We start from the raw sequence: 23,627 nt of genomic DNA, 5'->3' as shown, positions 1-23,627 counted from the left end.
CATACTTCAGCGGGGCTTACCTGAGTTCTTTGAGTACCGGTTGCATTGCGGGATCATCCACATCATGATCTCCGTATTTATCCCGGAGTTTTTTCAGTTCGTTTTTCATTTTTTCTATAACGGGGGCATATTGCGGGTTGTCAATAACGTTATGCAGTTCCCGGGGGTCTTTTTCCAGGTCGTAAAATTCCCATTGCGGTACCGTGTTTTTTTTCGAAGATCCGTATTTGTCCAGGCCTTGTCCGTAGAAGAAGGCCAATTTATACCGCTCATTCCTGATACCGAAATGGGCCGGCCTGTCGGGGTGATGCAGCCAGTACCGGTAATACATGGCATCTCTCCAGTCTTCCGGGGTGTTGCCTTTGAGGTTTTCCCTGAAGCTTCGGCCCTGGATAAAGCCGGGCTTTTCCATTCCGGCATAATCGGCCAGCAGGGCGGCAAAGTCAATGTTCAGGATCATGTCGTCTATACGTGTCCCGCCCCTAATTTCTTTGGGGTACCGTATCACAAAAGGCATCCGCAGGGATTCTTCGTAGATGAGGCGTTTGTCAAAAAAACCGTGTTCGCCAAGGAAATACCCTTGGTCGGCAGTGTAGATCACAATGGTGTTGTCTGCAATACCTTCGGCTTCCAGGTAATCCAGTATTTTCCCGATGTTGTCGTCTATGGCGGCACCGCTTCGCATAAAGTCCTTGACCAGCTTCTGATATATTTTCTTCCTCCGCTGTACGCTGTCCAGTCCGTCCAGGGGATAGGGCAGTCCGGGATAATCGGTCCAGAAATTTTCCGGGTCCCTGGTGGCTTCTTCCCATCGGGCAGCCAGGTTTTCCAGTTTCTGGCCTTTAAAGGTACGTCCCCCTTTCCCCTTTCCGAAATCGAGCAGTGAAGCAGGCTCGGGAATTTCAACATCTTCGTATAATGTGTTGTATCGTTCCGGATAGTCAAAAGGTTCGTGGGTAGCTTTAAAACTGCACAGCATAAAGAAGGGTTTTGCCGTATCCCTTTTTTGAAGGTGTTTTATGGTCAGATCGGCAATAACATCGGTAGAAAACCCCTTGTGTACCTTTCCTTCGGAACCGTCTGCGCCGTCGGTCCAGGTCTCCCTGGTTTTAAATATGGGGTTCCGGTACCTGCCCTGCCCGGGAAGCACGTTAAAATAGTCAAAACCTTCCGGCTGTTTGTCCAGGTGCCATTTGCCGATAATGGCGGTTTGATAACCGCCGGCAGAAAGCGCCTTTGCAATATTGGGGTGACCTTCGGGCAAGGGTTCCCTCAATGTATACACCTGGTTGATATGACTGTACTGGCCCGTAAGGATGCTTGCACGGCTCGGAGAACAGATGGAATTGGTGCAAAAGGCATTGTCCAGTACGGCACCTTCTTCTGCGAGTTCTTTGATGTGATTGTTTTTCACATGGTTTTTTAGCAGGCCGCCGTAGATGCCCCAGGCCTGCGAGGTATGGTCGTCCGAAAGGATAAACAGGATGTTTGGCTTTTTATCTTTTTCGCCGGATGGTTTTCCGGTGGTCTTGCAGGAGATACATAATGATCCGGCCAGGACAGGGAGCAGCAGGAGCGCGTTTTTAAGTTTTGTTTTTACTGGCATGAGAAGCAGGTATTCTTGTGTAACGGGTAGTAAATATAAAGAAATTCGGCGAGGCGGACATTTTGCGGCAGTTGATGATTCGGTCTTTGTCCGTATCGTATTTGTTGTGTTCTTTCCTTTGTTTTTAATATGTACGATATGATCTTATTATTATGCGGATAAGTATTCCGTACACTTGAATTTTAATAATAAAACAGATTTCAGGGGGTTTGTGATGTTTTGGCTATTGAGTATGGGGTATTGATTTAAAACTGGCCTGGCGATCGGTAAAATCCTATAAATGTGGAGATAACTTTTCCATGGTTGTGTTATTACAAGGATGAAAAACTGTTTATCTCCGTGGATTTCCTATATTTGGATTTGTAAGTGTAAGATATACTCTTAAAATGATATGATCTTGTCATTTTTTATATGATATATTACAGAAGCTGAAGTAAAAGTATGATGCAACCTCTTTACAAAGACATTCACAGGGAGATCACCCCCCTGTCGCCGGAAGACAGTTTCCTGGTATTTGACCGGGTCAAGGATGAATTTGATTTCCCGGTACATTTTCATCCCGAACTGGAATTCAATTTTATTTCCAACGGAAAGGGGGTGCGCAGGATCGTAGGGGATCATATGGAGGAGATAGGCGATTTGGAACTGGTGATGGTAGGGGCTAACCTTATTCACGGATGGGAGCTTCACAACTGCAGGAATAAGGACATCAGGGAGGTTACTGTACAGTTTAGCGAAAATCTTTTCAGCGAAAGTCTGTTGCAGCGGCGTATTATGAAACCCATAAGGGATATGTTTGCACGGTCGGCACACGGTATCCTGTTTTCCGAAAAAGTCACACTTGAGATCGCACCGAGGATAAAGAAGTTGTCCCGGATAGACAATATCGATTATTTCCTGGAGCTCATTTCCATACTGCACGACCTGGCCATATCGAGGAACCAGAAGCTGTTGTCTTCGGCCACGTCGGATTTTCAGAATTTCGAGAACAGCGACAAGATAAAAAAGGTTTACGATTATGTGCATAACAATTACCGCCGGAAGATAGGCCTTAACGAAATGGCGGAACTGGTGAACATGAGCCCGGTATCGTTCAACAGGTTTATTAAAAAAAGGACAGGAAAGACCTTCATAGACTATGTTAACGAAACGCGGATAGGCTATGCCACCCGCTGGCTTATAGAAAAAGACCTCAGCATTGCGGAAATTGCCTATACCTGCGGGTTTAACAACATTGCCAACTTTAACCGGGTGTTCAAAAAACTGAAAAAATGTACGCCCACCCGGTACCGGGAAGAATTTTCCGGGATTAAAAGGGTTTTATAAGCGGTGCTTTTTTTACGGGGGCCACGGATACACGAATGTTTTTTTGGTTTGTGAGTCGGGGAGTTCTGGAGTTGGGGAGTTTTGGAGTCCTGTAGTACGTTGATTTTTCAAACCATGGTATAAACATAAGTGTTTGGGTGCAATTCCCGGGGCTTGGGCTGGTCAAACTTCCCGTCCCGCACAGCAGGACACCCCTACTTCGACAAGCCGAAGTAGGGGAACCTTTTTTCTTATCCATTATTCACGTTATTTACGTCTTTAAGGATATTGCGGTAAAACGGTAACAGTTGCGAGGCCATGTTCCGGTCGTTTGCAATGGAAGGATGGCCCAGGCATCCGCCGATTTCCAAAGGTGTAAAGTTGAATACGTATATTTTTCGGCCTTTTTTTGCGAAATGCTGCTGTACGCGTTTGAGGCAGTCCTGTAATATAACGGACTTTTCACCGGTGACCATGGGGCTGTCCAGCAGGGCGATCTTGGCTCCGGGGCGCGTGGCCGCGAGACGGGTAACGAAACGGATATAGGTTTCGGTAAACCGGTCCGGGTCGAATTCCGCTCGTTCCGCAGTACCGTCACCGTCAGAAAGATCGTTGGTGCCCAGGCAGATGCTCACCAGGTCCGGACGGAACATTTCCGGCGTAAAGGATTTGGGGTTATTGGTGTCCAGGTACAGCTTGTCGTAGACTTCCGGAAGGGTAGGGCCGTCACTGTTCCAGTTGCGGTACATACCGTAGCCGGAAACGGACGACAGGAGAAAATCACAATCCAGTTGGTTGGCCGCCAGGGTGGCATACGAATAAAAGGCGTTGTGCTGGTCGTACCACGTTCCTTCCCCGCAGGGAATTTCTTCCGTATCGTTCCCGAAACCGGAGGTAATGGAATTCCCGATAAACTCTATCCTTATGTCCGGTTTTTCCGGTGCGGGGCGCAATGACCGGGTGGCTATACCTTCGATGAGCAGGTTGCCCGTACTCGCTTCGGTAGCCTTGTACAATTCGACCAGGGTATCGTTTTCCGAAAGGGAAAGGGCAATATGATTGAGTGTATCACTGTTAATCCTGAAACGTCCCCGGTATTTTTTGTTGATGGCCAGGCTCAGGTAGCTGTGCTGTTCTTCCCGGTCGTTCCGGCAGAATACGGTAAGCGTATCGGCTGAAGGCCGGAAGGCGATCCTCGAAGCGGCACTGATAAGCACCAGGCTGCTGTCTTTGGCCTCCTGTCTGCCCGAATTACTGAAGTATGCCTCGTTTGTCGGCGAATATACCGCAAGGCCGGGCTTTTCCGTACAGGAGGCGAGTGCCAGGGCTATAATAAATACAGGGATAAAATTTTTCATGTTTTCTTAAAGTTATGAATGATGAATCCCGGATGCCGAACCGCAGAATGTCGAAGTGTGTAAAACATGGCTATTAAAATTTCATCATTCGATATTCGGTGAGGTTCCTGAGCATAGCCGAAGGATTCGTTATTCCCGGATTTTTCATTGTAATCTGTCACCGTAAAAATAATTATTTTTCTTCCGGTATACGGATGCAATAGGTTATGAATGCCGAAGTATGCAAAACCGGGTGATAAAACTTCGTGATTCGATATTTGGTGAGGTTCCTGAGCATAGCCGAAGGATTCGTCATTCATTATTCCTCAAGCATACGGATACAATTGGCCAGTGCCCGGAAATTGTGATAGGTCGACTTCCAGATGTGCCCTTTCGGATCCTTGCGGGTTTCGGGGCGCGTGTCCTGTCCCCATTCATACCATCCGCCCTTACGGGAGTCCGTGATATAGGTTCCGGTGTATTTCCAGAGTTTAAGGAAGTATTCCCCGTACGATCGTTTATCCCCCGGGAAATGCCGGTCCATAATGAGGAGCGTATTGAGCCCTTCGGCCTGTGACCACCAGTTTTTATCCGGGTTTACAATGGTTATACCATTCGTTCCTTTAAAGTAATATCCCCCGTCATAAAATCCGCCCGATTTACTGTCCCAGCCGTTATCCAGGGCGTGGTCTACCATGTTTTTGCCTGTATGCAGTGTTTTTTCCCGGTCTTTACGGCCCAGGGCGTCGGAGGCTTCCAGCATCAGGTAAGCGGTTTCCACGTCGTGACCGAACGATACGTGGTCGAGGTAATAATGTTTTTCGATGGTTTCTTTTGATCTGTCTCTGAAGGAGACCGGGGTCCAGTCCCTTTCGAAGAACAGGTTCATGTAGTTGTCGTCATTGACAATGGTATCCCGTACCAGCAATAATAATTCTTCGAGCCGTTGCCGCAGCAGTTCGTCGGGCCATACCGTGTAGAGTTCGGTAAAGGCTTCCAGCAGGTGGATGGTACTGTTCTGGTCTTTGTAACCCGTATCTGCGGCAGAGGGCGTATCGGCCGTTCGTGCTATGCGGTCGCCATTGGCTTCCATATGCTGGAAATACCCTTTGTATTCGGGGTCGTGACTGTGTTTTTCCAGCCACCGGAACGTCTTTTTGGCCAGTTCGAGAGCTTCTTCGTTACGGGAAGCTTTGTAATAGGCAGCCAGGGCATAGATGGCGAAAGCATTTCCATAAGCCGTTTTGGCTTCACCCGGTTTAGGGATCGGTTTTCCGGTTTTGGTCACCAGGTTGTGGAAACCGCCGTTGCCCTTATCCCACATTTTGTCCCGCAGGAAGCGAAAGCCGTGTTCGGCATACCCGAGGTATTTGTCTTCCCCGTACAGGAGAAAGGCCCGGGCATTGGTCCAGATGTGGCGGGACTGGGTAACGATCATTTTGTCCTGATGGTCCCCTATTTTAAAATCATAGGTGATCTCGCTGTAAAAGCCCCCGTCGTCATTGTCCGCGGCAAGCGGGTACCATTTGTCCAGCAGGTCTTCTTTTGCCGCTTTGCGGAATTCGCGGATCAGGCCGTCGTCAAAACGCTGGGCAGGGAGGTCGGCAAAGGACATTACCAGCGCCAGGAATATGATTTTCTTTGTCATTATGGTCAGTTTTGTGAGATAAATATAAAAACCCCGTTCCGATTATGCGCAATGCTGAAAAAATACTATCTTATTTTGTTAAAATAGTATTGATATAGCCGGAACGGTTTGTTTTAGTTTTACACTAAATTATTGTACCCATGAAGTTTTACAGTAGTATTCTTATTGCCATAATTACATTCGGTACCGGGGTCTACGGCCAGGCAACAGACACCGTTTTCCGTATCAATGACCTTGAGTACCTGGAAAGAAGAGGTGCCAACGTAATGCTGGCCCACGATTTTTACCCGGAAAGCCACCAGGGGGGCGTGGGGATCATTCAGAACGATATACGGGTAGCTACCAACGGCGACCTGCGACTGGAACCCGTTCCCGGGCAATGGCAGCCCGTACCCAAAGTAGGGAAACGACAGATCAATCGTAAAGACTCCGTTATAAGTGTTCGCATGCAATATCCCGATCCCGCCAAGGACCGCAAGGGTTTTAACCCCATTAGTTATCCCGACCTCGAAATGTCATATACCCTGAAGGTAAAACCACAGGGAAAATCCTTTAGGATCATTGTGGACCTCGATAAGCCCTTACCGGAAGAATGGGTAGGCAAAGTGGGGATGAACATAGAGCTTTTCCCGGGTATTCTTTTCGGAAAATCGTATTATATGGACGATAATTTCGGGATTTTTAACCGGCAGGCCAACGGCCCGGGATACTATAACAAAGAGGGGGAGTACAGGATGAAACCCCTCGCGGAAGGCCGTAGCCTGACAGTATGTCCCGAAGTACCGGAACAAAGGCTTACGATTACCAACCTGAAGGACAATAAACTGTTATTGCTGGACGGCAGGGCCAGGCACAGCAACGGCTGGTTTGTGGTGCGCTCCCTGGTACCTGCCGGGGCAACAAAAAATGCCATAGAATGGCTCGTAACCCCTCATGCCGTGGAAAACTATACCTATGATCCCGTGGTACAGGTGTCGCAGGTAGGCTACCACCCGGCACAGGCCAAGGTGGCGGTTATAGAAAAGGACAAACACGACCGGGCACGCGGAAAAGCAAGCCTTTTGCGTATTGAACCGGATGGCGGTGTAACGGAAGTCCTGTCAGATGAACCGGAGGACTGGGGAAGGTTTTTGCGTTTCCGTTACCGTCGTTTTGATTTTACGGAGGTCACTACTCCCGGCATGTATATGGTAAAATACGGGGCGTATACGACCCGGCCTTTCAAGATCAGCAGGGAAGTTTATCAAAGGGAGGTGTGGCAACCCACATTGGAATATTTTCTCCCGGTGCAAATGTGCCATATGCGGATCAACGACCGTTACAAGGTATGGCACGGCCGTTGTCACCTGGACGATGCCCGTATGGCTCCCGTAAACCACAATCATTTTGACGGCTATATCCAGGGTCCGGAGACCCTGACTTCCTTTAAGCCGGGCGAACCCGTTCCCGGGCTGAATGCCGGCGGATGGCACGACGCGGGCGATTACGACCTCCGGGTGGAATCGCAGGCCGCTACGGTACAGGGGCTCTCGCGGATTTACGAACTTTTCGGAACGGATTATGACAACACCTCGATAGACCAGCGGACAAAAACAGTGGAAATGCTGCAACCGGACGGGAAGGCCGATATGCTGCAGCAAATAGAACACGGCCTGTTGTCCGTTGTCGGAGGGTATAAATCGCTGGGGCGCTTTTACCGGGGGATCATCGTTCCCGAAAAAAGGCAATATGTTTTACTGGGCGATCCGTTGAACCACAGTGACAATGTACCTTTTACCGGGAAAGATAAAACCGTTCCGGTCGGGCAGCCCGGAGCCCCGGACGACCGCTGGGTCTTTACCGAAAACAATCCGTCCCGCGAATTGAGTACCGCGGCTGCGCTGGCTACGGCGGCAAGGGTTATGCCCGGGTATAATGATAAACTTGCCGGTGATTGTATTGAAATTGCCGAAAAAATATGGGAGATCACCACTCCCGATAACCCCTTACAAAAAGTGGAACTTGCCGTGGAATTGCTGAAAACCACCGGGAAAGAAAAATACGCCCGTTTCCTTACCGCAAACCGGGATGCGATAAGCGGGGATATCGCCGATACGGGATGGCTTGTAGGGATGGTCCTCCCGGAGATCAAAGATCAAAAGTTTAAAAAAGCAATAAACGATGCCGTAGCGGACTATTACAAGGAGGTCAGACAACTGGGACAGAAAACACCTTATGGCATGCCCTACGAGCCCGATATCTGGGGTGCCGGGTGGGGCATTCAGAATTTCGGGATGAAACAGTATTTTTTCCATACCGGTTTTCCGGATATATTTCCGGAAACATACATGCTCAATGCGCTGAACTTTGTACTGGGGGCACATCCCGGTGTGAACACTTCTTCCTTTGCCTCCGGCGTGGGCTCCCGCTCGCTCACCCAGGCCTATGGGATCAACCGCGGGGATGCCTCCTATATCCCCGGGGGCATAGGTTCCGGTACGGCCCTTATCCGGCCCGATTTTCCCGAACTGCTGGAATGGCCCTACCTCTGGCAGCAGACCGAGTACGTACTGGGCGGCGGGACTACCGATTACCTTTTCCTCGTGATCGCCGCCGATCATTTGCTCAATACCGAAAAATAGATCTTATCATGAAGAACCGCATTGTTATCCTGATCCTTTTTATCGCATTCCCGGTCTGTGCACAGCAACCGGTGAACAAAAAGGCTACCAAAGAAGCGCGACACCTGTTGAACTATATATATTCCCTCGGCGATAAGATCCTGACGGGGCAACACAGCTATAACGAAAACCCGGCTGAGTTTTATGACGACGCACAAAAGATCACCGGTAAATATCCCGCGGTATGGGGTACGGACCTCTATTGGAATAACAGGGGAAATCCCGGAGAACGTGTGGTAAGGGAAGCCGTGAAAATGCATGAAAAGGGAGCGATCGTCACCCTGATGTGGCATGTGGGACGGCCCGTAGACAATGTGCCTTACAGTTGGTCGGAGAGCGTACAGGAACCCGTGAGCGAAAACGACTGGCAACAACTGTTCACGCCCGGTTCCGAAGTGCACCGACGCTGGCAGGCACAGGTAGATACTATTGCAAAGACCCTTAAAAAATTACAGGAACGGCATATTCCCGTGTTGTGGCGGCCCTATCACGAAATGAACGGCGTGTGGTTCTGGTGGGGCAACAGGCCCGGGGAAGACGGTTTTGTTAAACTCTGGAAAATGCTTTACCGGCGATTGACCGATCATCATAAACTGAACAACCTGATCTGGGTCTGGAATGCCAACGGGCCGAGGGATATTCCTTACGACGAAGCCTTTGCTTACCGGGACTTTTATCCCGGACCCGATTATGTGGATATTCTTGCCACCGATGTATATCACTACGATTATGAACAGAAGGACTATGAAAGCCTGCTGGAACTCGCCGCCGGAAAACCGATAGCTTTAGGCGAAGTAGGGCAGTTACCCAAACCGGAGATCCTGGAAAAACAGCCGGAATGGTCGTGGTTTATGGTATGGTCCGACTGGCTGCACACCGCCAATACGGAAGAACGGGTAAAAAGCATTTACGATCTTCCGCAAAGCATTACCCGCGAAGAAGTAACATATTAAATAGCGTCACTGCGAGAGTTAACATTTTGGCGACCGCATAAATTAGCAATGACGTTAAGGTGATCGTCACCGCGAGCGTAGCGTGGCGGTCTCCTGGCGGGTTATGAGCATACCATTGGGATATGCTGTTTGCCTCAATGAGATTGCCACCCTTCGGCTCCGCTCAGGGCAGGCTTTACCTCCCTTAGGTCGGTGGTTCTTGAGTTTACCGAAGGATTCCTCGCTCCCGATGGTTATCGGGAGACGCTTCTCTGCGATGTGTAGGGAACTCCTCTAACCCGTCATTGTAGTGAAGCGCTGCAGTCTCCCGGCAGGTTATGCGCATGGCATTAGTGGTATGCCACCAGCCTGATAAGATTGCCATCCCCCATCCCGAGCCACCGGGACCATAAAAACACTTACCCGTTATGGTTTTAAGCGTTGAGAAACATACCCTCCGGAACTCTTAACGTGAATAATGTTCAAGCTTTCTGGATGAAAAGCATTTCAAAATTACAACCCTTGTTTGAAATTTTTAAAAGGCTCCTCCCTTGATCCCGATGGATATCGGGACAATCGGGATGAAAAGGGGAGTTTTTTTATCCATTATTTACGTCCTCCTAAACTCCGGGACTCCCCAACCAAATGTTAAAGACACCTCATATTGGCTATGCTGAAATATGAAGCCCCGATAATTAACATTAAGAAAAAAAATTATACAATATTTTGACAAAATAGTATTAAATCCCTCTTTCGCTATTATTTACTTTTGACTCATCCGAATTTTCCGGAGCGAAAACCCATAAAGACAAAACCTGCTTTTTGTTGATTCCCAAATGCTTAATGTATTCGGGGCAGGGCATGCTTTTTATTAATCAATCTGTTTAACCAACACGCACTGTTTAACCAACACGCAACAAATATGACAAAACTAAAATTTGCTTTGTATCTCGTATTCATGTTTGCCATTCATCTGGCTCACGCGCAGACCGGGACCATTACCGGTACGGTCAGCGATACGAACGGTACCCCCCTTCCGGGGGTGAACGTAGTGGTGGAAAATACGTCCAGGGGAGTGGTTACCGATTTTGACGGTAATTATACGATAGAGGACGTTTCCCCCGAAGACCGCCTGGTGTTCAGCTATATCGGCATGGAAACCCGTACGGTGGCCGTCGGTTCACAGACCACTATTGACATGACGCTCAAAGATGCCGTGAGTAACCTGGACGAAGTGGTGGTCATTGCTTACGGGAGCTCTACCAAACGGGACCTCACCGGAGCGGTGGGATCGGTATCGAGCGAAGATATCGAGAAGTTCCCGGCCACCTCTGTAGACCAGGCCCTGCAGGGAAAGACCGCCGGGGTGCAGATTACACAGAATTCCGGGAGCCCGGGTTCTTCTGTTTCCGTAAATATCCGCGGTGTAGGGTCTTTCGGTAATAACCAGCCGCTATACGTAGTGGACGGTTTTCCCACGCAGGACATTTCCTTTCTCAATGTCAACGATATCAAGTCCATATCGGTATTAAAAGATGCGTCGGCCGCGGCGATCTACGGTGTACGTGCCAATGCCGGGGTGGTGATTATCGAAACGAAGCGCGGGGAAAAGGATAAGGTAAGCATTTCCGTAGATTCCTGGGTGGGGACACAGGCCAAACCCAAAGAAATAGAAATGCTCGACGCACGGACCTTTGCCGGTTTTGCCCTTCAAATGGGAGAATCGCAGGGAAAAGGCATACTGGACGAATGGAGAGACCCGCAAAACCTCACCGATGTAAACTGGCAGGACTACGCGTTCCGTACCGGGTTCAGGCAGGGGCATAACGTCAGCATACGCGGCGGCGGGGAGAAAGCCCGTGCCGCGCTCAGTGTGGGGATGATCGACGAAAAAGGGGTCATCATCAGTTCTTCCAACAAAAGGTATAACGTAGGATTAAACGCAGATTACAAGGTATCCGATCAGCTTTCGGTACGGGGCGACCTTAAATACGCCTATTCCGAGACTTTTCAGAACCTGTCTCAGGGCTATTACGGGTTTACCAAGCTGTACACCAATGCCCCCTACCTGTCCGACTGGACGGGGACCAACGTACCGTTTGACGGTAACGGGAATTACGGGGCCTTTACCGATAGTTCCCTGTTGTCTACCAGCAATAATGTATTGGCCGCTGCCAAACAGAACGACAATGACAACGGCCTGAATAACCTGATGGGAAATTTTGCCGTGGACTATTCGTTCCTGGACGGTTTCAAGGCTACCGGGAAGTTCGGCTTCAGGACACAGAACTACGCAGGGTGGTCATTCCAGCCCAAATACGATCGCGGAAGCAATGACAATAATCCGACCGCACTTTATACCATAGATCAAAATACCGCTAACGAATATATTGCAGAAGGTCTGCTGGAATACAAGAAGAATTTTAACGAAGACCATCACCTGGAAGTCCTGCTCGGGGCCTCTACCCAGCGAAATAAATACAAAAACGTATATGTAGCGGCAAGAGGCTTCCTCAACAACTCCATCAGGGACCTGGCAGCAGCCGATGAGGTCACCGAAAGGTCCGGTACCTGGGGGACTTCTACCTTTGCCAGTACGTTTGCACGTGTGAACTATTCTTATAAAGGGCGCTACAGTATTACCGGGACCGTAAGGCGGGACGGTGTGGGCGACAAGTTTGCCGAAGACAATCTTTACGGAACTTTCCCGTCTGTTGCCGTAGGCTGGAATATCGACAGGGAAAGCTTTATGGAGAATTCCGGCTTTGACCTGCTGAAACTCCGTGCGAGCTGGGGGGAGACCGGGAACAGTCAGGGCATATCCCCCTTCCAGTATCTGACCACATATACCGGCGGCAGTTCTAATGACGATTCAGGCTATATTTTCGGGGGAGGACCCGTAGCCGGTCTTGCCCCGGAAACGCTGGCCAATCCCAACCTGGTATGGGAATCACAGGTACAGACCAACATCGGGCTGGATGTGGAATTTCTCGACAGGCGCCTCTATTTTACGGCCGATTATTTCGACAAATCGGCCAAGGACTTCCTGCTGAACGAGACCATACCTTCCCAGAACGGTTTTGATAGCAGGGCGGTAAATGCGGGGAATGTAGTGAACCGCGGACTGGAACTGTTGCTCGGGTACAGGAAAAGCGAAGGCGATTTTAAATGGGATGTATCTGTAAACTTTACTACCATACAGAATGAAATTACAGCGTTGACCGATAGTCAGGACTTTATACGTTTCCCGACTAATTTCGTGCCCGATTTCGTGGATAACTGGCTTGGTTTCACACGGTCGTACGTAGGCGGGAACGTAGGTACGTTCTACGGCTATCGCGCCGACGGTATTTTCCAGTCACAGGAAGAAATCGATGCACTTAACCAGGCGGCTCCCGACGGCGTTTACCAGGAATCTACGGGAACAAGCCCCGTAGCACCGGGCGACCGGAGGTTCCGGGACCTGAACGGGGATAACCAGATCACTGCCGAAGACCGGGAAGTCATCGGTTCCCCTTTTCCCGATTTTTACGGGGGACTGAATTTTAACGGGTCGTATAAGAACTTTGAGCTCGGCTTGTCTTTCTACGGTTCGTACGGAAACGATATCCTGAATTTCGTAAGGGTCGAACTGGAAACTGCCGGCGGATACGGCCTGGAAAATGCCTATTCCAATGTCAGCAGGAAATACTACGAAAACCGGTGGACGCCCGAAAATCCTTCCGATAAATACGCACGGGCGGTGGTGGAAGACGTGAACAAGAACAACCGCGTTTCCGATCACTTTGTGGAAGACGGTTCGTACCTGAGATTGCGGAATATTCAACTGGCCTATAATTTTCCCATGGATAAACTGGATTTCCTGGGGCTCAATACCGCCAAGGTATACCTGAGTGCACAAAACCTGTTTACCATTACCGGGTACAGCGGACTGGACCCGGAGATCGGTGAAGTTGCCGATATAGACGGTAACGGGGGCATACAGTCCAGGGGTGTGGATTTCGGGGCTTATCCTTCTGCAAGGACGTTTACAGTGGGTGTTAATCTAAAATTTTAAGCAGATGAAACTACAAAATCTCAATATAGTGAAAATGACGGCTGCCGTAATGTTATTTGCTTTGAGCGGCTGTTCTGACGACCATCTTATGGATGAAAGATATGACGGGATAAACAGTGAGATCGTATTTGACGATCCGGAAACGGCCGCTGCCGTAGTGACGAGTGTCTATGATACGTTTCAGGGCGGTCCGGTGGAATACCTGACCAAGGCCATATTTTACCCGGCCAATTTTCTGGCCCAGGATTTTCTGAACATCGGTGCGGATACCTTTTTCCAGACTTTCCAGATCCCGGTTACCTTCGGGGCGCTGAATGCCATGTGGACACAGAATTACAAGGGGATCGGCCGGGTCAATAATGCCATTTACAATATCGACCTGATGATCGGGGACGGGAAAATAGAAGAAGCTTACGGACGCAGGTTAATTGCCGAATCCACGGCTTTAAGAGGGGTGCTCTATACGTTGCTGGCTTCGGATTTCGGAGGGGTACCCCTCGTATTGAAATCGGCCGAACAAATAGAAGACCCGAAGGCTCCCAGAAATACCCAGGAAGAGGTGTTCAGGCAGATCGTGGCGGATATGGAAAGCGCCATTCCCGACCTGCCCTGGGAATACGCTGCCGAAGATACGGGGCGTATCACCAAAGGGGCTGCATATGCCTATCTCGGCAATGCCTATATGTGGCTGGGTGAATATGAGAACGCCATAACGGCCTATGAAGCCCTGGAAGGACATTATACCCTGGAAGAAGATTTTCTCAATGTGCATGCGCACAGCAACCAGAACGGGAAGGAATCTATTTTTGAAGTCCAGTTATATGACGAATCCGGTGACCTGGGCTGGGGAAGGAACGATAATGTGACCTTTATCCAGTCGTTTACCATGCCTAACGAAATAGGGAACGGCGGGGGATATGCCGTACCTACCGAGGCCCTTTATAACTCGTTCGAAGCAGGTGACGAAAGAAAATACGCTACCGTGATAGGTCCGGGGGACGAGCACCCCGATCCCGAGATCAATATTTCCGACTATCCCAACGTACAGGAGAACTTCGGGGGGATCAACACACTGGGCACCGAAGAAGAACCCTGGCTGGGAACCGACGGGGCCCCGAACAGGGAAGGCTATTACGGGGTGAAATTATGGCGGAACCCGAAAGTGGACGGCTGGTCCGGGCCCAATATTTTCGGCGGACAAAACCTTATTTTCCTGCGGTACGGGCAGGTACTTTTAAGCCTGGCCGAATGTTATCACCGTACCGGAAATGACGCGAGGGCGATGGAATACCTGATGCAGGTAAGAAACCGCGCCAACCTCACTTCGGAACCTGCCGGTGCTATGATGGACAATATACTCAACGAATACCGCCACGAACTGGCAGGTGAATTCTCCCTGTGGTTCGTATTGCGGAGATCGGGGGAACACACCGGTTATATTCAGGATAAATTCGGGATCGATATCCCCGAAGGCAAGGACCTGATGCCCATACCGCAGGAACAGATCGATGTGAACCCCAACCTGGAACAGAATCCGGGATATTAGGTAAAGAACCACAGGAAAAAAATATGTCATTATCATTTATTGAATTATTGGGCACACCGGTAAGTAATAACTCAATAACCGGACGGCTAAAAACCGTATAATAGTTTGGTTTTAAGTGAATTTTGATGTGTACGGCCATCCGGGAAGCATTTGGTGTCTCCCGGGTGGCTTTTTATTGGTTTCAGCTTTTGGTTTAAACCCCTGCAATGGATCAAGATACAAAGTTGTGGAGTAAAGTGGATTTCAGATATGTTAACTTGCAACCTGCAACGTATAACACCTTTTTATTTTCACATTAACAGGTTAGAATATTTTTTACATGGTCCACAACATTTGGGCATGGTTTCCTGTAATCCCAATACGATAATTTTAGTTTCTATAAACTTTATAATTTTGCTGAATTATTAAATTAACGTGAATAATGCTTAAGCGTTATACATCTCAAACCCCCTGTCCCTCAAGAGGAGGAGCCTTTTTTCTTATCCGTTGTTTACGTTAAATTAATGCGTGATGCCCAAGTAACCGAATCACTTAATAACCCGATAACCAAAACGCAATTTCATGGCTTGGTTTCCGGAAAGAGATCAGATTTTTTGCAGTACGGGGTTAAAGGCTTTTGAGGCTACGGCAACTTTATCGCCGGGCTGTAAGCCGTCGGTTTCCGATGGGTCCGCAACTACCTTTACCACATCGTTGCCGATACGTATGGTAACCACGTACACCACGTCTTCCTTTTGTATGCGGATTACCTCGCCCGTAAAGCGGAATTTGGCACTGGTTTTCCCCAGTCCGAACATATCGGAAGGCGTTCCTTGCCGTATAATGTTCCCGTTTTGTATTTCGTAAACCTTGTCCGAGAGTTTCAGTATCTCCCCGATATCATGGCTGATGAGAATGGTGGTCAGCCCGTATTTTTGATGTGCTTCCAGGATGTGCTGCTGTAACTTTTGCCGCATAGTGTTGTCCAGGGCAGACAACGGTTCGTCCAGCAGTAATACTCCCGGTTGCCGGACCAGGGCCCGGGCCAGCGCCACCCGTTGTTTTTGCCCCCCGGAGAGGGTGTCGGGTCTGCGGTGTTGCAGTTCCCCGAGTTCAACGGTGTTTATCAGGTCGTCCACAATATTTTTGTCCTGTTTTTTGTCCAGGGCAAATTCCAGGTTTCGCCGTATGGTCATATGGGGGAAAAGTGCGTAGTCCTGGAATACATAGCCGATGTTTCGCCGTTGCGGTCTGAGGTTGATGTTACGGCCTTTGTCAAACCAGGTCGTCCCGTTTACGGAAATCCGGCCGTTATCGGGTTGCATTAAGCCGCTGAGCATCTGCAGGGTTGAGGTTTTTCCGGCCCCCGATTCGCCGTAAAGCGTAACCAGTTGTCCTTTTTCCACCGTAAATTCGAGGTGCAATTGCATAGGGCCCTGTGCAGCCTGCAGTGTTTTGTGGATATTGAGTTCGATCATAGGGAAAAACGCTTTAAGTAACCGCCGTTTACGAGGTAAACCACCAGCAGGGTAATAAAGGAAAGTGCCAGCAACACCAGGGAATAACCGTTGGCCGCCCCGTAATTCAGGGCCTCTACTTCATCATAGATGGCTATGGAAGCTACTTTGGTCTTCCCTGAAATATTGCCGCCTATCATCAGTACCACCCCGAATTCACCTATAGTATGGGCAAAAGTCAGTACAATGCCCGTAAGCAGTGAAGGCCGGATATTGGGCAGCAGCACTTTCCGCAGGGTTGTCCACTTCGATTTTCCCATCACCCGGGCGGCTTCCGACAGTGAACGGGGCAGGGAAGACAAGCCGGACTGTATGGGGTGTACCATAAAGGGCAGGCTGTATAAAACGGAAGCCAGTACCAGTCCCGCAAAGGAAAAGACCAGCCGTATGCCCAGCCATTCGTCGAGCCAGTTTCCGAAGGCATTCCCGGGGCTGAAGGCCAGCAGCATGTAAAAGCCCAGAACGGTGGGCGGGAGCACGAGAGGCATACTCACCAGGGTTTCCACTATGGGCTTTAGCCCGGACCTGGTATGCGAAAGCCAATAGGCCAGGGGAATGGCCAGGCAAAAGAGGATTACCGTAGTGACCGCAGCGAGTTTCAGCGTCAATATGATCGGTCCCCATTCCATTACGGGGCCAGGGCTACTTCGTTTAACTTTATCATGGCAATTACGTTTTTGTTCTCCGTTAATCCCAGTGCATCGACCGCATTGGTGCTTATCACCGAAACGAGCTCGCCAATGGGAGTATGTATAACGATCCTGCTTAGCAACAGGCCTTTATCTATGGCCGAAATGGTTCCTTTTACCCGGTTTTGCAGGCTTACCGCAGGATCTTTTCCCGTGGCGATCACCACTTCGGTTTCTTTGAACAGTACGTGAACGGCATGGCCTTCCGATAAGTAAGGTGCGGTTTCGGGGTTGTCGATAACAATGGCCTTAAAAGTAACAGCGGTATCTACACTTACCGTTACCACGGACAATGCGTCGCTGGTACGAATATCGGTGATATGTCCCGAAAAACTATTCATTTACCAAATATCCGAAATCTTTCAGAACCTCCCGGGCCTCCGGTGAAAAAAGATAATCGTAAAACCGCTCTGCATTAAGGGTATCGGTATTTTCACGCCGGATGACAACAACACCCTGGGCAATGGGAGTATAGCTTTCCGGATCGATTTCCGCCCATTTTCCTTTGCCCTGCATTTCGGGTGACAAGACCACGGACATGGCCGTAAAACCCACCCCGGCGGCCCCGGAAGTGATAAAGTGATTGGTTTGCGCAATACTTTCCCCGTAGACCACTTTGTCTTTTACCTTATTCCAAAGACTGTAATGTTTCAGTATCTCCACAGCAGCCGTTCCGTAAGGGGCGTTTTTGGGATTGGCCAAAGCAATATGTGTTGTTTCCGGGGCAGTGAGCCGGTCTGTGGAAGGTGTGATTTCTCCGGCAGCCCATAACACCAGCTTTCCGCGGGCATAAATTTTCGGGGGGAACAACGCCAGGCCGTCGCGATATACGGCCTCGGGATATTTCATATCGGCGGCTACAAAAACGTCGTAAGGAGCACCTTCGCGGATCTGTGCCGTAAGTTTGCCCGATGAACCGATGACCAGTTCGCATGCAATCCCGGTTTTTTCGGAAAAATCTTTGGCCAGGGCTTTCATGGCAAACTGCATGTTGGCCGCCGTGGCCACTGTAATTCGGTTTTTCTCGGAAGGTTGACACGCAGTCAGCAACACCATACAGGAAAAACATAGAAGAATGTTCTTTTTCAGGTTCATTGTGGTCATTTCTGTTTTAACCCGGGACATAATTTCCTTTAGCCCATTGCATGGCGGGTTTCATCCATGCTTTGAGGGGTTTGAACAAAAATCCGTGTTTCATCCCGGTGTTCAGTTCGATTTCCCTGAAATACGGAATTTCGCAACGTGAAGCCTCTTTTCGTCTTATGGCGGATACGCCGAACGGGTCGGTCTTTTCATAAATGGTGAGGATGTTTCCGCAGTAACTGATTTCCGGGATGTTTTGCATGTCGCTTTCCCGGAAACAGGCTATAAAAACGAAGTTCAGATCGGGATTTTGCATAAAAGTGGAAATGTACTGGGCAATATACCCGCCTTTGGAAGTTCCGATGACCGTGATATGTTTGGGGTTGATACCTTCTTTCAGCAGACTGTCGATCTGCCCGGTGACTTGCAGGGCATAGTCCCGGGCGTTTACGTTTCTCCGTCGTATTTCGCTGATCACCCTGAAACCGTTGTTTTTAAATTCATTTACAATTTCGGCATATTCCGTACGGCCGTATTCGGGGTGTGCTTCGTCCGGGTGGTGTGTTTCGAGGAAGCGGTTGTGCAGGAAAAAGATAAAACGGTCTTCGACCTTTTGTCCGGAAGCCGGGAAAACAAGGCAAAAGATGAAGCCAATGGCAGTTATACAGGTTAATTTTTTCATTATAGATCTTTAATCCAGTGCAAATTTAACCTGTAATTCGCTTTCTACCCTGATCTTACCGAAGTCTATAGGGGTCGGGGTGTATGTTGTCTCCGTTCTTTGCATTTCGAGACCGGTTGATTGAACTCCGACTATGCGTCCCTGAAGGACATCAATGATCCTGGTATTGGTATCTGATATGAAAATGGCTTTTCCGACAGATTGTCCCAATGGCCTTGTCATTGCTTCTGCCTGTAATTTTGCCCTTTCTACGGCACTGCTTCTCAGTTGGAGTTTTAACGATTCCATTTCGGAATATTCAACCTTACCGAGGGAAATATTGGATATCCCGGTTTCTTCCAGGGCAACAATAACCAGGCCGGCGGTACGTGCGTCGTAAACCAGGAGTTCATAGTTTTTGGTTTTGTAGATATCCTGTTTGCGGAGAAAATGATTGCTGAAACCACTGGACAGGTCGGACAAAGTGAGTTGGGTTTCCGGGTTTATATCCAGAGACTTCAGTTTATCGGTCATCTCTGTTTCCAGCTCTTCCACAGACCGTTTTCCCCTGGCGTCGTTTTCCGCGATGGTGATGAGGAGATAAATCCTGTCCGGGGTTACCGCAGTGTCTGCTTTGGCTATGGTTTCTATAAAAGGCTGGTCAATAAAATTTTTGGTTTGGGAAAATCCGGTACATATTGTGGCCAGAAAGAACAAAATGAAGTAGCATGTTTTCATACGGCTCGACTTTTCTTTTAACTAAAATACTTTTTTATCGGATTGTTTCTGAATAAAATCATATGTTTTTCATGAAATATATATGACTTCTGTTCCGTGAATAACCCATCGGCCCCTTACTTTTTGGATAAAGACCCTCATTCCCTGTGCACATAATTTTCCGCAATATAGATCACAAAGGAAAACACCATAAGATTTTGTAGTATCGAACCGAATCCTGGAAAACCCGATAATTTCTTTCGGTATAAAAGGAGATGTAGATTTCCACTTATTATATTCCGGGAGTTCGGAACGGTATTTAAAAAGAAGGTTTCGGTTATTCTTTAGTTTGTCGATATCAATTTTGTATGCCGAAGAGAGGTCCGTAGTATCGGGGCTTAAGTTCAGCGTTGCAAAGTGTTTGGTAAGTTCGGTCGAGTTCGTTGCTTCAAGGGTGTAAGCGGAATCAATGATAGCGACGATATGTTTTATAGTACCTGACTTTAGCTTGGCCTTGAATGTTTTATATTTGGTAAGTGCTTCGGCAATTTGGGCCGAATCCGCTTCAGGTATGGGAGGCGGCGGAGGGATATGTGGATATGGTTTAGGGTATAAGGAGTCTATCAGTTCCGGGAACACTTCGTGCATTACTTCCTGCTCATATTCCGGAGTGGTTTGTTTTTTGTGACAGCCAGTTAAGGACAAAATCGCGATTATAAGGGGAAATATATATTTCATTTCGTGGAGAAATTATCTTTAATGCTCCGAAATATATTTATTGCTTTTATACGGGCTTTCAAAATTTTTCCAATCGAGGGATAAACCACATCTGGTTTAAACAGTATTTCTAAAGGAGAATGAAAAAAGCAGGTACAGGGAAGTGTTTTCATAAGCATAAAGAAATTTGGATTCCCTTCATTTTATCAATATCCGTTCCGTTTTTAAGCTGTAAATAAAATTTTTCCAGGAATGTATACCGTTTGCATTAAAGAACATCAGGTTTTTTAACAGGGGCATAAAGTGAGGGCATTTTGGGAAAAGATACCCGGCTGCCTTATTGGTTTTATTTTGTCGCGGGGTATTAACAGCCGGGAATGGAGGCGTTTTGCCATCACATCCCCGGCAGATACTGAAAAAGGACAGAAAGGGAAATAACAGATGAAATTTAATAATTTACTTTTCCCGTGAGGCAAAAATTTCGTCCAGGCCTTCCATAGCTGTTGTAAATCCTTCTTTAAAGCCTACTTCTATGACCTTTTCCAGGTCGGCCAGGCTTTGGTGTTTTATGGTAATATCCACCACGGTGGTCCCGTTTCGGGCCGTAAAATCCAAACTCCAGTCCGAATGCAGAAAATGCCCGGTATCTATGTTCCCCTCGCTGTCGCAAAAGGCATCGCGGTATTTGAAGTTGGTTTTCGGGGTGATCGAGGTGTAGTCGGCTACCGCCCAGTGTTCTTCGCCTTCCGGTCCCAGCATGGCATACAACCTTCGTCCGCCAACCTTGAACTCCATTTTTTTGGTCTTTGATTTCCAGGGCCTCGGGGCCCACCATTGGTCGAGGATCTCCGGTTCGGTCCAGGCAGCCCAGACATCGTCTTTCGGGGCGGAAAATTCTCTTTTTACCCTTACGGTACTGTTTTCCCGGTCTACGGAAAAATCCATTGCTAAACTGTTTTTCATTTCGATTTGTTTTTAATGTTGGATAATACGTCGTCAAGCTGACTGAAACGGTCTTCCCGTATGTTGCGGAACTGTTCCTGCCAGGTATCGATTTCTTTTATCTTGTCGATCTTGAGCTGGTAGTGAATTTCCCGGCCTGTCTTTTCCTGTTCCGGCATTTCGCATTCGTTGAGTATTTAATGTGTTTTGAAATGGCCTGGAATACATCGCGTTTCATCATTCCTGAATTCAAATAAGCAACCGTTGAGTTGCAAATATATGCAACCTTTTGGTTTCTCAAAATGTTTTTTTCGTTTTTTTGGCGAGGGGTAACGATTGATGCGGAACAAGCTGTTTAACTACGGGCCGTATTCCCGGTGTGTCATTTTGTTGTTATAGAGGGAGTTGAAAAAGTGAATAACGTGAATAATGGATAAGAAAAAAGGCTCCCTTACTTTGGCTTGTCGAAGTAGGGATGTCCTGCTGTGCAGGATAGGGAGTCTGACCAGCCCAAGCCCTGGGAGTTACACCCAAACACTTATGTTTATCCAATGGTTTGGGATTTCAAACCCTCCGTCATGACTAAAGTCGTGCCACCTCCCTTCGTCTGAAGGGAGGAGCTTTTAAAAACTCAAAACAGAACTTAAACTTTTACAATGCTTTTGCCCTGGACAACTTATCCATTATTCACGTTACATAAGGCAGCCCCCCGTACTTTCCGGTTTTTTTAAAACAAGACTTGCTCCTATGGCATAGGAGCAAGTTTATAAAAAGCTGTTTACATATTGATATGATCGCATTATCTGCGCTTTGAGTGCGGATAATGGGGTCAGGAGGAAACGGGTGTCATTTCTGTTTTCCCGAGTTGTCGCAACATCCGTACGTGATCGGCAATGGCGGCAACAAAGGTCCTTTTCATGTGATAGGGGAGGTCGTATTCCTGCGCCGTTTCCATGACGATATGTGAGATTTTCCTGTAGTGAATATGACACACATTGGGGAGCAAATGATGTTCCACCTGGTAATTAAGCCCTCCGATCAGCCAGGAAAAGAACCGGCTCCGGGGTGCGAAATTACTGGTAGTGGCCAGTTGGTGCAGGTACCAGTCGTTTTTGATGATCCCATGGCTGTCGGCCTGCGGATATTTGGTGGAAGGCATGATATGGGCTACCTGGAAGACACTGCTTATACACAGGCCGGTAACCAGGTGCATTGTTAAAAAAGCGAGTATAATTATCCAGGGGGCTAAAGGAACTATTATAAGTGGCAGCGCCAGGGCATAGGAGTAATACAGCAGTTTCCAGCCAATAAGCTTAAAGAGCTCTTTTTTGTATTCGCCTTTTTTATGCAGGAATCCCATCTTTTTATACCGGCGGAGCCTTACAAAATCCTTGACCGTTATCCACAGCAGGGTTGAAATGCTGTAAAAGAACCACACATAGATATGTTGAAATTTTTGAACCCAGTGCTTCCGGGCATGCGGCGAAAAACGCAGGAAAAACGGTACGTTGATATCGTCGTCTGCCTGCTGAATGTTGGTATAGGTATGGTGCAGCACATTGTGCTGTATTTTCCACACGGTGGCATTGGCCCCGATAAGGTTCATAGTATACCCCAGGTATTTGTTCACTTTACGGTGTTTGGAATAGGACCCGTGAATGGCATCGTGCATAATACCCATTCCAATCCCCGCCATACCCAGACCGCTGATCACATAGAGGACAAACAGCAGCAGTGCATGTTGGATAATGCCGGTGTTGATGAGCACCAAGGGAGTAAAGAAGACAAAAAGCATAAAAACTGTTTTGCCAACCATACTTTTATTGGCATGTTTACTGATGTTATGGGTCTTAAAATAAGCATTTACCCGGCTTCTCAATGTTTTGGAGAAATCGGAACGCTTGTTTGCCGAGAATCTAAGGGTATTCATAATATAATATTTTTAAGCCGCGGCCCGTTTTTAGCTTTTCACTGTTTATCGAAAGACGGAAATTTTTGGGAAAAAGTAGAGGAATTAAATACTTGCTTCGTCCTGCAATCCTTATTGCGAAATAAGGAACTTCACCTGCCTTCTGCATACGATCTTTTAAATTCAGCTTGTAAAATGTTTAGTGTACTTATTATTGTGTAAAACACAGAAAAGGAAAGTATTCATGAAAAGATTCGGAAACACTAAAAATGAAGACCGCTGAACTATATTTTAAATTTGGAATAAAGATACGCCTAATCCT

18 protein-coding genes are annotated in these 23,627 nt (G+C 48.1%); 5 read left to right on the top strand and 13 right to left on the bottom strand.

Annotated elements, in window-relative coordinates; all coding sequences use genetic code 11:
- Positions 1 to 16: 16 nt before the first annotated feature.
- Complete coding sequence (locus LS482_RS08415) at positions 17 to 1,606, bottom strand: sulfatase family protein (RefSeq protein WP_233031334.1); 1,590 nt, start codon at positions 1,604 to 1,606, stop codon at positions 17 to 19.
- A gap of 441 nt (positions 1,607 to 2,047) precedes the next feature.
- Here LS482_RS08415 and LS482_RS08410 point away from each other — a divergent pair, with 441 nt between their 5' ends.
- Entirely contained in the window at positions 2,048 to 2,932 is an 885-nt protein-coding gene (locus LS482_RS08410; RefSeq protein ID WP_437441014.1) for an AraC family transcriptional regulator, read from the top strand.
- Between the two features lie 230 nt (positions 2,933 to 3,162).
- Here the strand turns inward: LS482_RS08410 and LS482_RS08405 are convergent, their stop codons facing one another.
- Together LS482_RS08405 and LS482_RS08400 are read right to left on the bottom strand one after the other, a co-directional pair.
- Positions 3,163 to 4,269 (bottom strand): SGNH/GDSL hydrolase family protein, encoded by a 1,107-nt coding sequence (locus LS482_RS08405; protein ID WP_233031333.1) that lies wholly within the window; start codon positions 4,267 to 4,269, stop codon positions 3,163 to 3,165.
- Between the two features lie 298 nt (positions 4,270 to 4,567).
- A complete protein-coding gene (locus LS482_RS08400) occupies positions 4,568 to 5,896 on the bottom strand; it encodes an AGE family epimerase/isomerase (RefSeq protein ID WP_233031332.1) in 1,329 nt (442 codons plus the stop codon).
- A 140-nt stretch (positions 5,897 to 6,036) separates the two neighbouring features.
- Between LS482_RS08400 and LS482_RS08395 the strand changes: the two genes are divergently transcribed.
- The 4 genes from LS482_RS08395 (at position 6,037) to LS482_RS08380 (ending at position 15,091) form a co-directional block, all read left to right on the top strand.
- A complete protein-coding gene (locus tag LS482_RS08395; protein WP_233031331.1) occupies positions 6,037 to 8,517 on the top strand; it encodes a glycoside hydrolase family 9 protein in 2,481 nt (826 codons plus the stop codon).
- A gap of 8 nt (positions 8,518 to 8,525) precedes the next feature.
- Positions 8,526 to 9,509 (top strand): glycoside hydrolase family 26 protein, encoded by a 984-nt coding sequence (locus LS482_RS08390; RefSeq protein ID WP_233031330.1) that lies wholly within the window; start codon positions 8,526 to 8,528, stop codon positions 9,507 to 9,509.
- Between the two features lie 901 nt (positions 9,510 to 10,410).
- A complete protein-coding gene (locus LS482_RS08385; protein ID WP_233031329.1) occupies positions 10,411 to 13,545 on the top strand; it encodes a SusC/RagA family TonB-linked outer membrane protein in 3,135 nt (1,044 codons plus the stop codon).
- Between the two features lie 4 nt (positions 13,546 to 13,549).
- Positions 13,550 to 15,091, top strand: a complete 1,542-nt coding sequence (locus LS482_RS08380; protein WP_233031328.1) for a RagB/SusD family nutrient uptake outer membrane protein — start codon at positions 13,550 to 13,552, stop codon at positions 15,089 to 15,091.
- A 584-nt stretch (positions 15,092 to 15,675) separates the two neighbouring features.
- Here LS482_RS08380 and LS482_RS08375 read toward each other — a convergent pair.
- The 10 genes from LS482_RS08375 to LS482_RS08330 form a co-directional block, all read right to left on the bottom strand.
- Complete coding sequence (locus LS482_RS08375) at positions 15,676 to 16,548, bottom strand: ABC transporter ATP-binding protein (protein ID WP_233031327.1); 873 nt, start codon at positions 16,546 to 16,548, stop codon at positions 15,676 to 15,678.
- The gene (gene modB, locus LS482_RS08370; RefSeq protein ID WP_233031326.1) at positions 16,545 to 17,216 is read right to left on the bottom strand and encodes a molybdate ABC transporter permease subunit; all 672 of its coding nucleotides are present in this window, start codon (positions 17,214 to 17,216) and stop codon (positions 16,545 to 16,547) included. Before modB ends, LS482_RS08375 begins: the two co-directional genes overlap by 4 nt.
- Positions 17,216 to 17,617, bottom strand: a complete 402-nt coding sequence (locus tag LS482_RS08365) for a TOBE domain-containing protein (protein WP_233031325.1) — start codon at positions 17,615 to 17,617, stop codon at positions 17,216 to 17,218. The genes modB and LS482_RS08365 overlap by 1 nt, the downstream gene beginning before the upstream one ends.
- On the bottom strand, positions 17,610 to 18,380 hold the full coding sequence (gene modA, locus LS482_RS08360; protein ID WP_233031324.1) for a molybdate ABC transporter substrate-binding protein: 771 nt from the start codon (positions 18,378 to 18,380) through the stop codon (positions 17,610 to 17,612). Before modA ends, LS482_RS08365 begins: the two co-directional genes overlap by 8 nt.
- A 7-nt stretch (positions 18,381 to 18,387) precedes the next feature.
- The gene (locus LS482_RS08355) at positions 18,388 to 19,041 is read right to left on the bottom strand and encodes an alpha/beta hydrolase (RefSeq protein WP_233031323.1); all 654 of its coding nucleotides are present in this window, start codon (positions 19,039 to 19,041) and stop codon (positions 18,388 to 18,390) included.
- A gap of 9 nt (positions 19,042 to 19,050) precedes the next feature.
- Positions 19,051 to 19,758, bottom strand: coding sequence for an SIMPL domain-containing protein (locus LS482_RS08350; protein ID WP_233031322.1), 708 nt, complete (start codon positions 19,756 to 19,758; stop codon positions 19,051 to 19,053).
- 69 nt (positions 19,759 to 19,827) lie between these two features.
- A complete protein-coding gene (locus LS482_RS08345; RefSeq protein WP_233031321.1) occupies positions 19,828 to 20,475 on the bottom strand; it encodes a hypothetical protein in 648 nt (215 codons plus the stop codon).
- A gap of 435 nt (positions 20,476 to 20,910) precedes the next feature.
- The gene (locus LS482_RS08340) at positions 20,911 to 21,417 is read right to left on the bottom strand and encodes an SRPBCC family protein (protein ID WP_233031320.1); all 507 of its coding nucleotides are present in this window, start codon (positions 21,415 to 21,417) and stop codon (positions 20,911 to 20,913) included.
- Complete coding sequence (locus LS482_RS08335) at positions 21,414 to 21,575, bottom strand: hypothetical protein (protein WP_233031319.1); 162 nt, start codon at positions 21,573 to 21,575, stop codon at positions 21,414 to 21,416. Before LS482_RS08335 ends, LS482_RS08340 begins: the two co-directional genes overlap by 4 nt.
- 650 nt (positions 21,576 to 22,225) lie before the next feature.
- Positions 22,226 to 23,326 carry a fatty acid desaturase family protein gene (locus tag LS482_RS08330; protein ID WP_233031318.1) on the bottom strand — a complete coding sequence of 367 codons (1,101 nt, stop codon included), beginning with the start codon at positions 23,324 to 23,326 and terminating at the stop codon, positions 22,226 to 22,228.
- Between the last annotated feature and the right edge of the window lie 301 nt (positions 23,327 to 23,627).

The organism is Sinomicrobium kalidii (assembly GCF_021183825.1).
In the GTDB taxonomy this organism is placed as follows: domain Bacteria; phylum Bacteroidota; class Bacteroidia; order Flavobacteriales; family Flavobacteriaceae; genus Sinomicrobium; species Sinomicrobium kalidii.
The sequence above is the reverse complement of the archived record's forward strand: the minus strand, read 5'-3'. Positions and strand labels throughout refer to the sequence as shown.

What these genes read in the sequence shown, in the direction of transcription:
- LS482_RS08415 (WP_233031334.1), bottom strand. Translation starts at nt 1,606, where the DNA reads ATGCCAGTAAAAACAAAACTTAAAAACGCGCTCCTGCTGCTCCCTGTC.
- LS482_RS08410 (WP_437441014.1), top strand. Translation starts at nt 2,048, where the DNA reads ATGATGCAACCTCTTTACAAAGACATTCACAGGGAGATCACCCCCCTG.
- LS482_RS08405 (WP_233031333.1), bottom strand. Translation starts at nt 4,269, where the DNA reads ATGAAAAATTTTATCCCTGTATTTATTATAGCCCTGGCACTCGCCTCC.
- LS482_RS08400 (WP_233031332.1), bottom strand. Translation starts at nt 5,896, where the DNA reads ATGACAAAGAAAATCATATTCCTGGCGCTGGTAATGTCCTTTGCCGAC.
- LS482_RS08395 (WP_233031331.1), top strand. Translation starts at nt 6,037, where the DNA reads ATGAAGTTTTACAGTAGTATTCTTATTGCCATAATTACATTCGGTACC.
- LS482_RS08390 (WP_233031330.1), top strand. Translation starts at nt 8,526, where the DNA reads ATGAAGAACCGCATTGTTATCCTGATCCTTTTTATCGCATTCCCGGTC.
- LS482_RS08385 (WP_233031329.1), top strand. Translation starts at nt 10,411, where the DNA reads ATGACAAAACTAAAATTTGCTTTGTATCTCGTATTCATGTTTGCCATT.
- LS482_RS08380 (WP_233031328.1), top strand. Translation starts at nt 13,550, where the DNA reads ATGAAACTACAAAATCTCAATATAGTGAAAATGACGGCTGCCGTAATG.
- LS482_RS08375 (WP_233031327.1), bottom strand. Translation starts at nt 16,548, where the DNA reads ATGATCGAACTCAATATCCACAAAACACTGCAGGCTGCACAGGGCCCT.
- modB (WP_233031326.1), bottom strand. Translation starts at nt 17,216, where the DNA reads ATGGAATGGGGACCGATCATATTGACGCTGAAACTCGCTGCGGTCACT.
- LS482_RS08365 (WP_233031325.1), bottom strand. Translation starts at nt 17,617, where the DNA reads ATGAATAGTTTTTCGGGACATATCACCGATATTCGTACCAGCGACGCA.
- modA (WP_233031324.1), bottom strand. Translation starts at nt 18,380, where the DNA reads ATGACCACAATGAACCTGAAAAAGAACATTCTTCTATGTTTTTCCTGT.
- LS482_RS08355 (WP_233031323.1), bottom strand. Translation starts at nt 19,041, where the DNA reads ATGAAAAAATTAACCTGTATAACTGCCATTGGCTTCATCTTTTGCCTT.
- LS482_RS08350 (WP_233031322.1), bottom strand. Translation starts at nt 19,758, where the DNA reads ATGAAAACATGCTACTTCATTTTGTTCTTTCTGGCCACAATATGTACC.
- LS482_RS08345 (WP_233031321.1), bottom strand. Translation starts at nt 20,475, where the DNA reads ATGAAATATATATTTCCCCTTATAATCGCGATTTTGTCCTTAACTGGC.
- LS482_RS08340 (WP_233031320.1), bottom strand. Translation starts at nt 21,417, where the DNA reads ATGAAAAACAGTTTAGCAATGGATTTTTCCGTAGACCGGGAAAACAGT.
- LS482_RS08335 (WP_233031319.1), bottom strand. Translation starts at nt 21,575, where the DNA reads ATGCCGGAACAGGAAAAGACAGGCCGGGAAATTCACTACCAGCTCAAG.
- LS482_RS08330 (WP_233031318.1), bottom strand. Translation starts at nt 23,326, where the DNA reads ATGAATACCCTTAGATTCTCGGCAAACAAGCGTTCCGATTTCTCCAAA.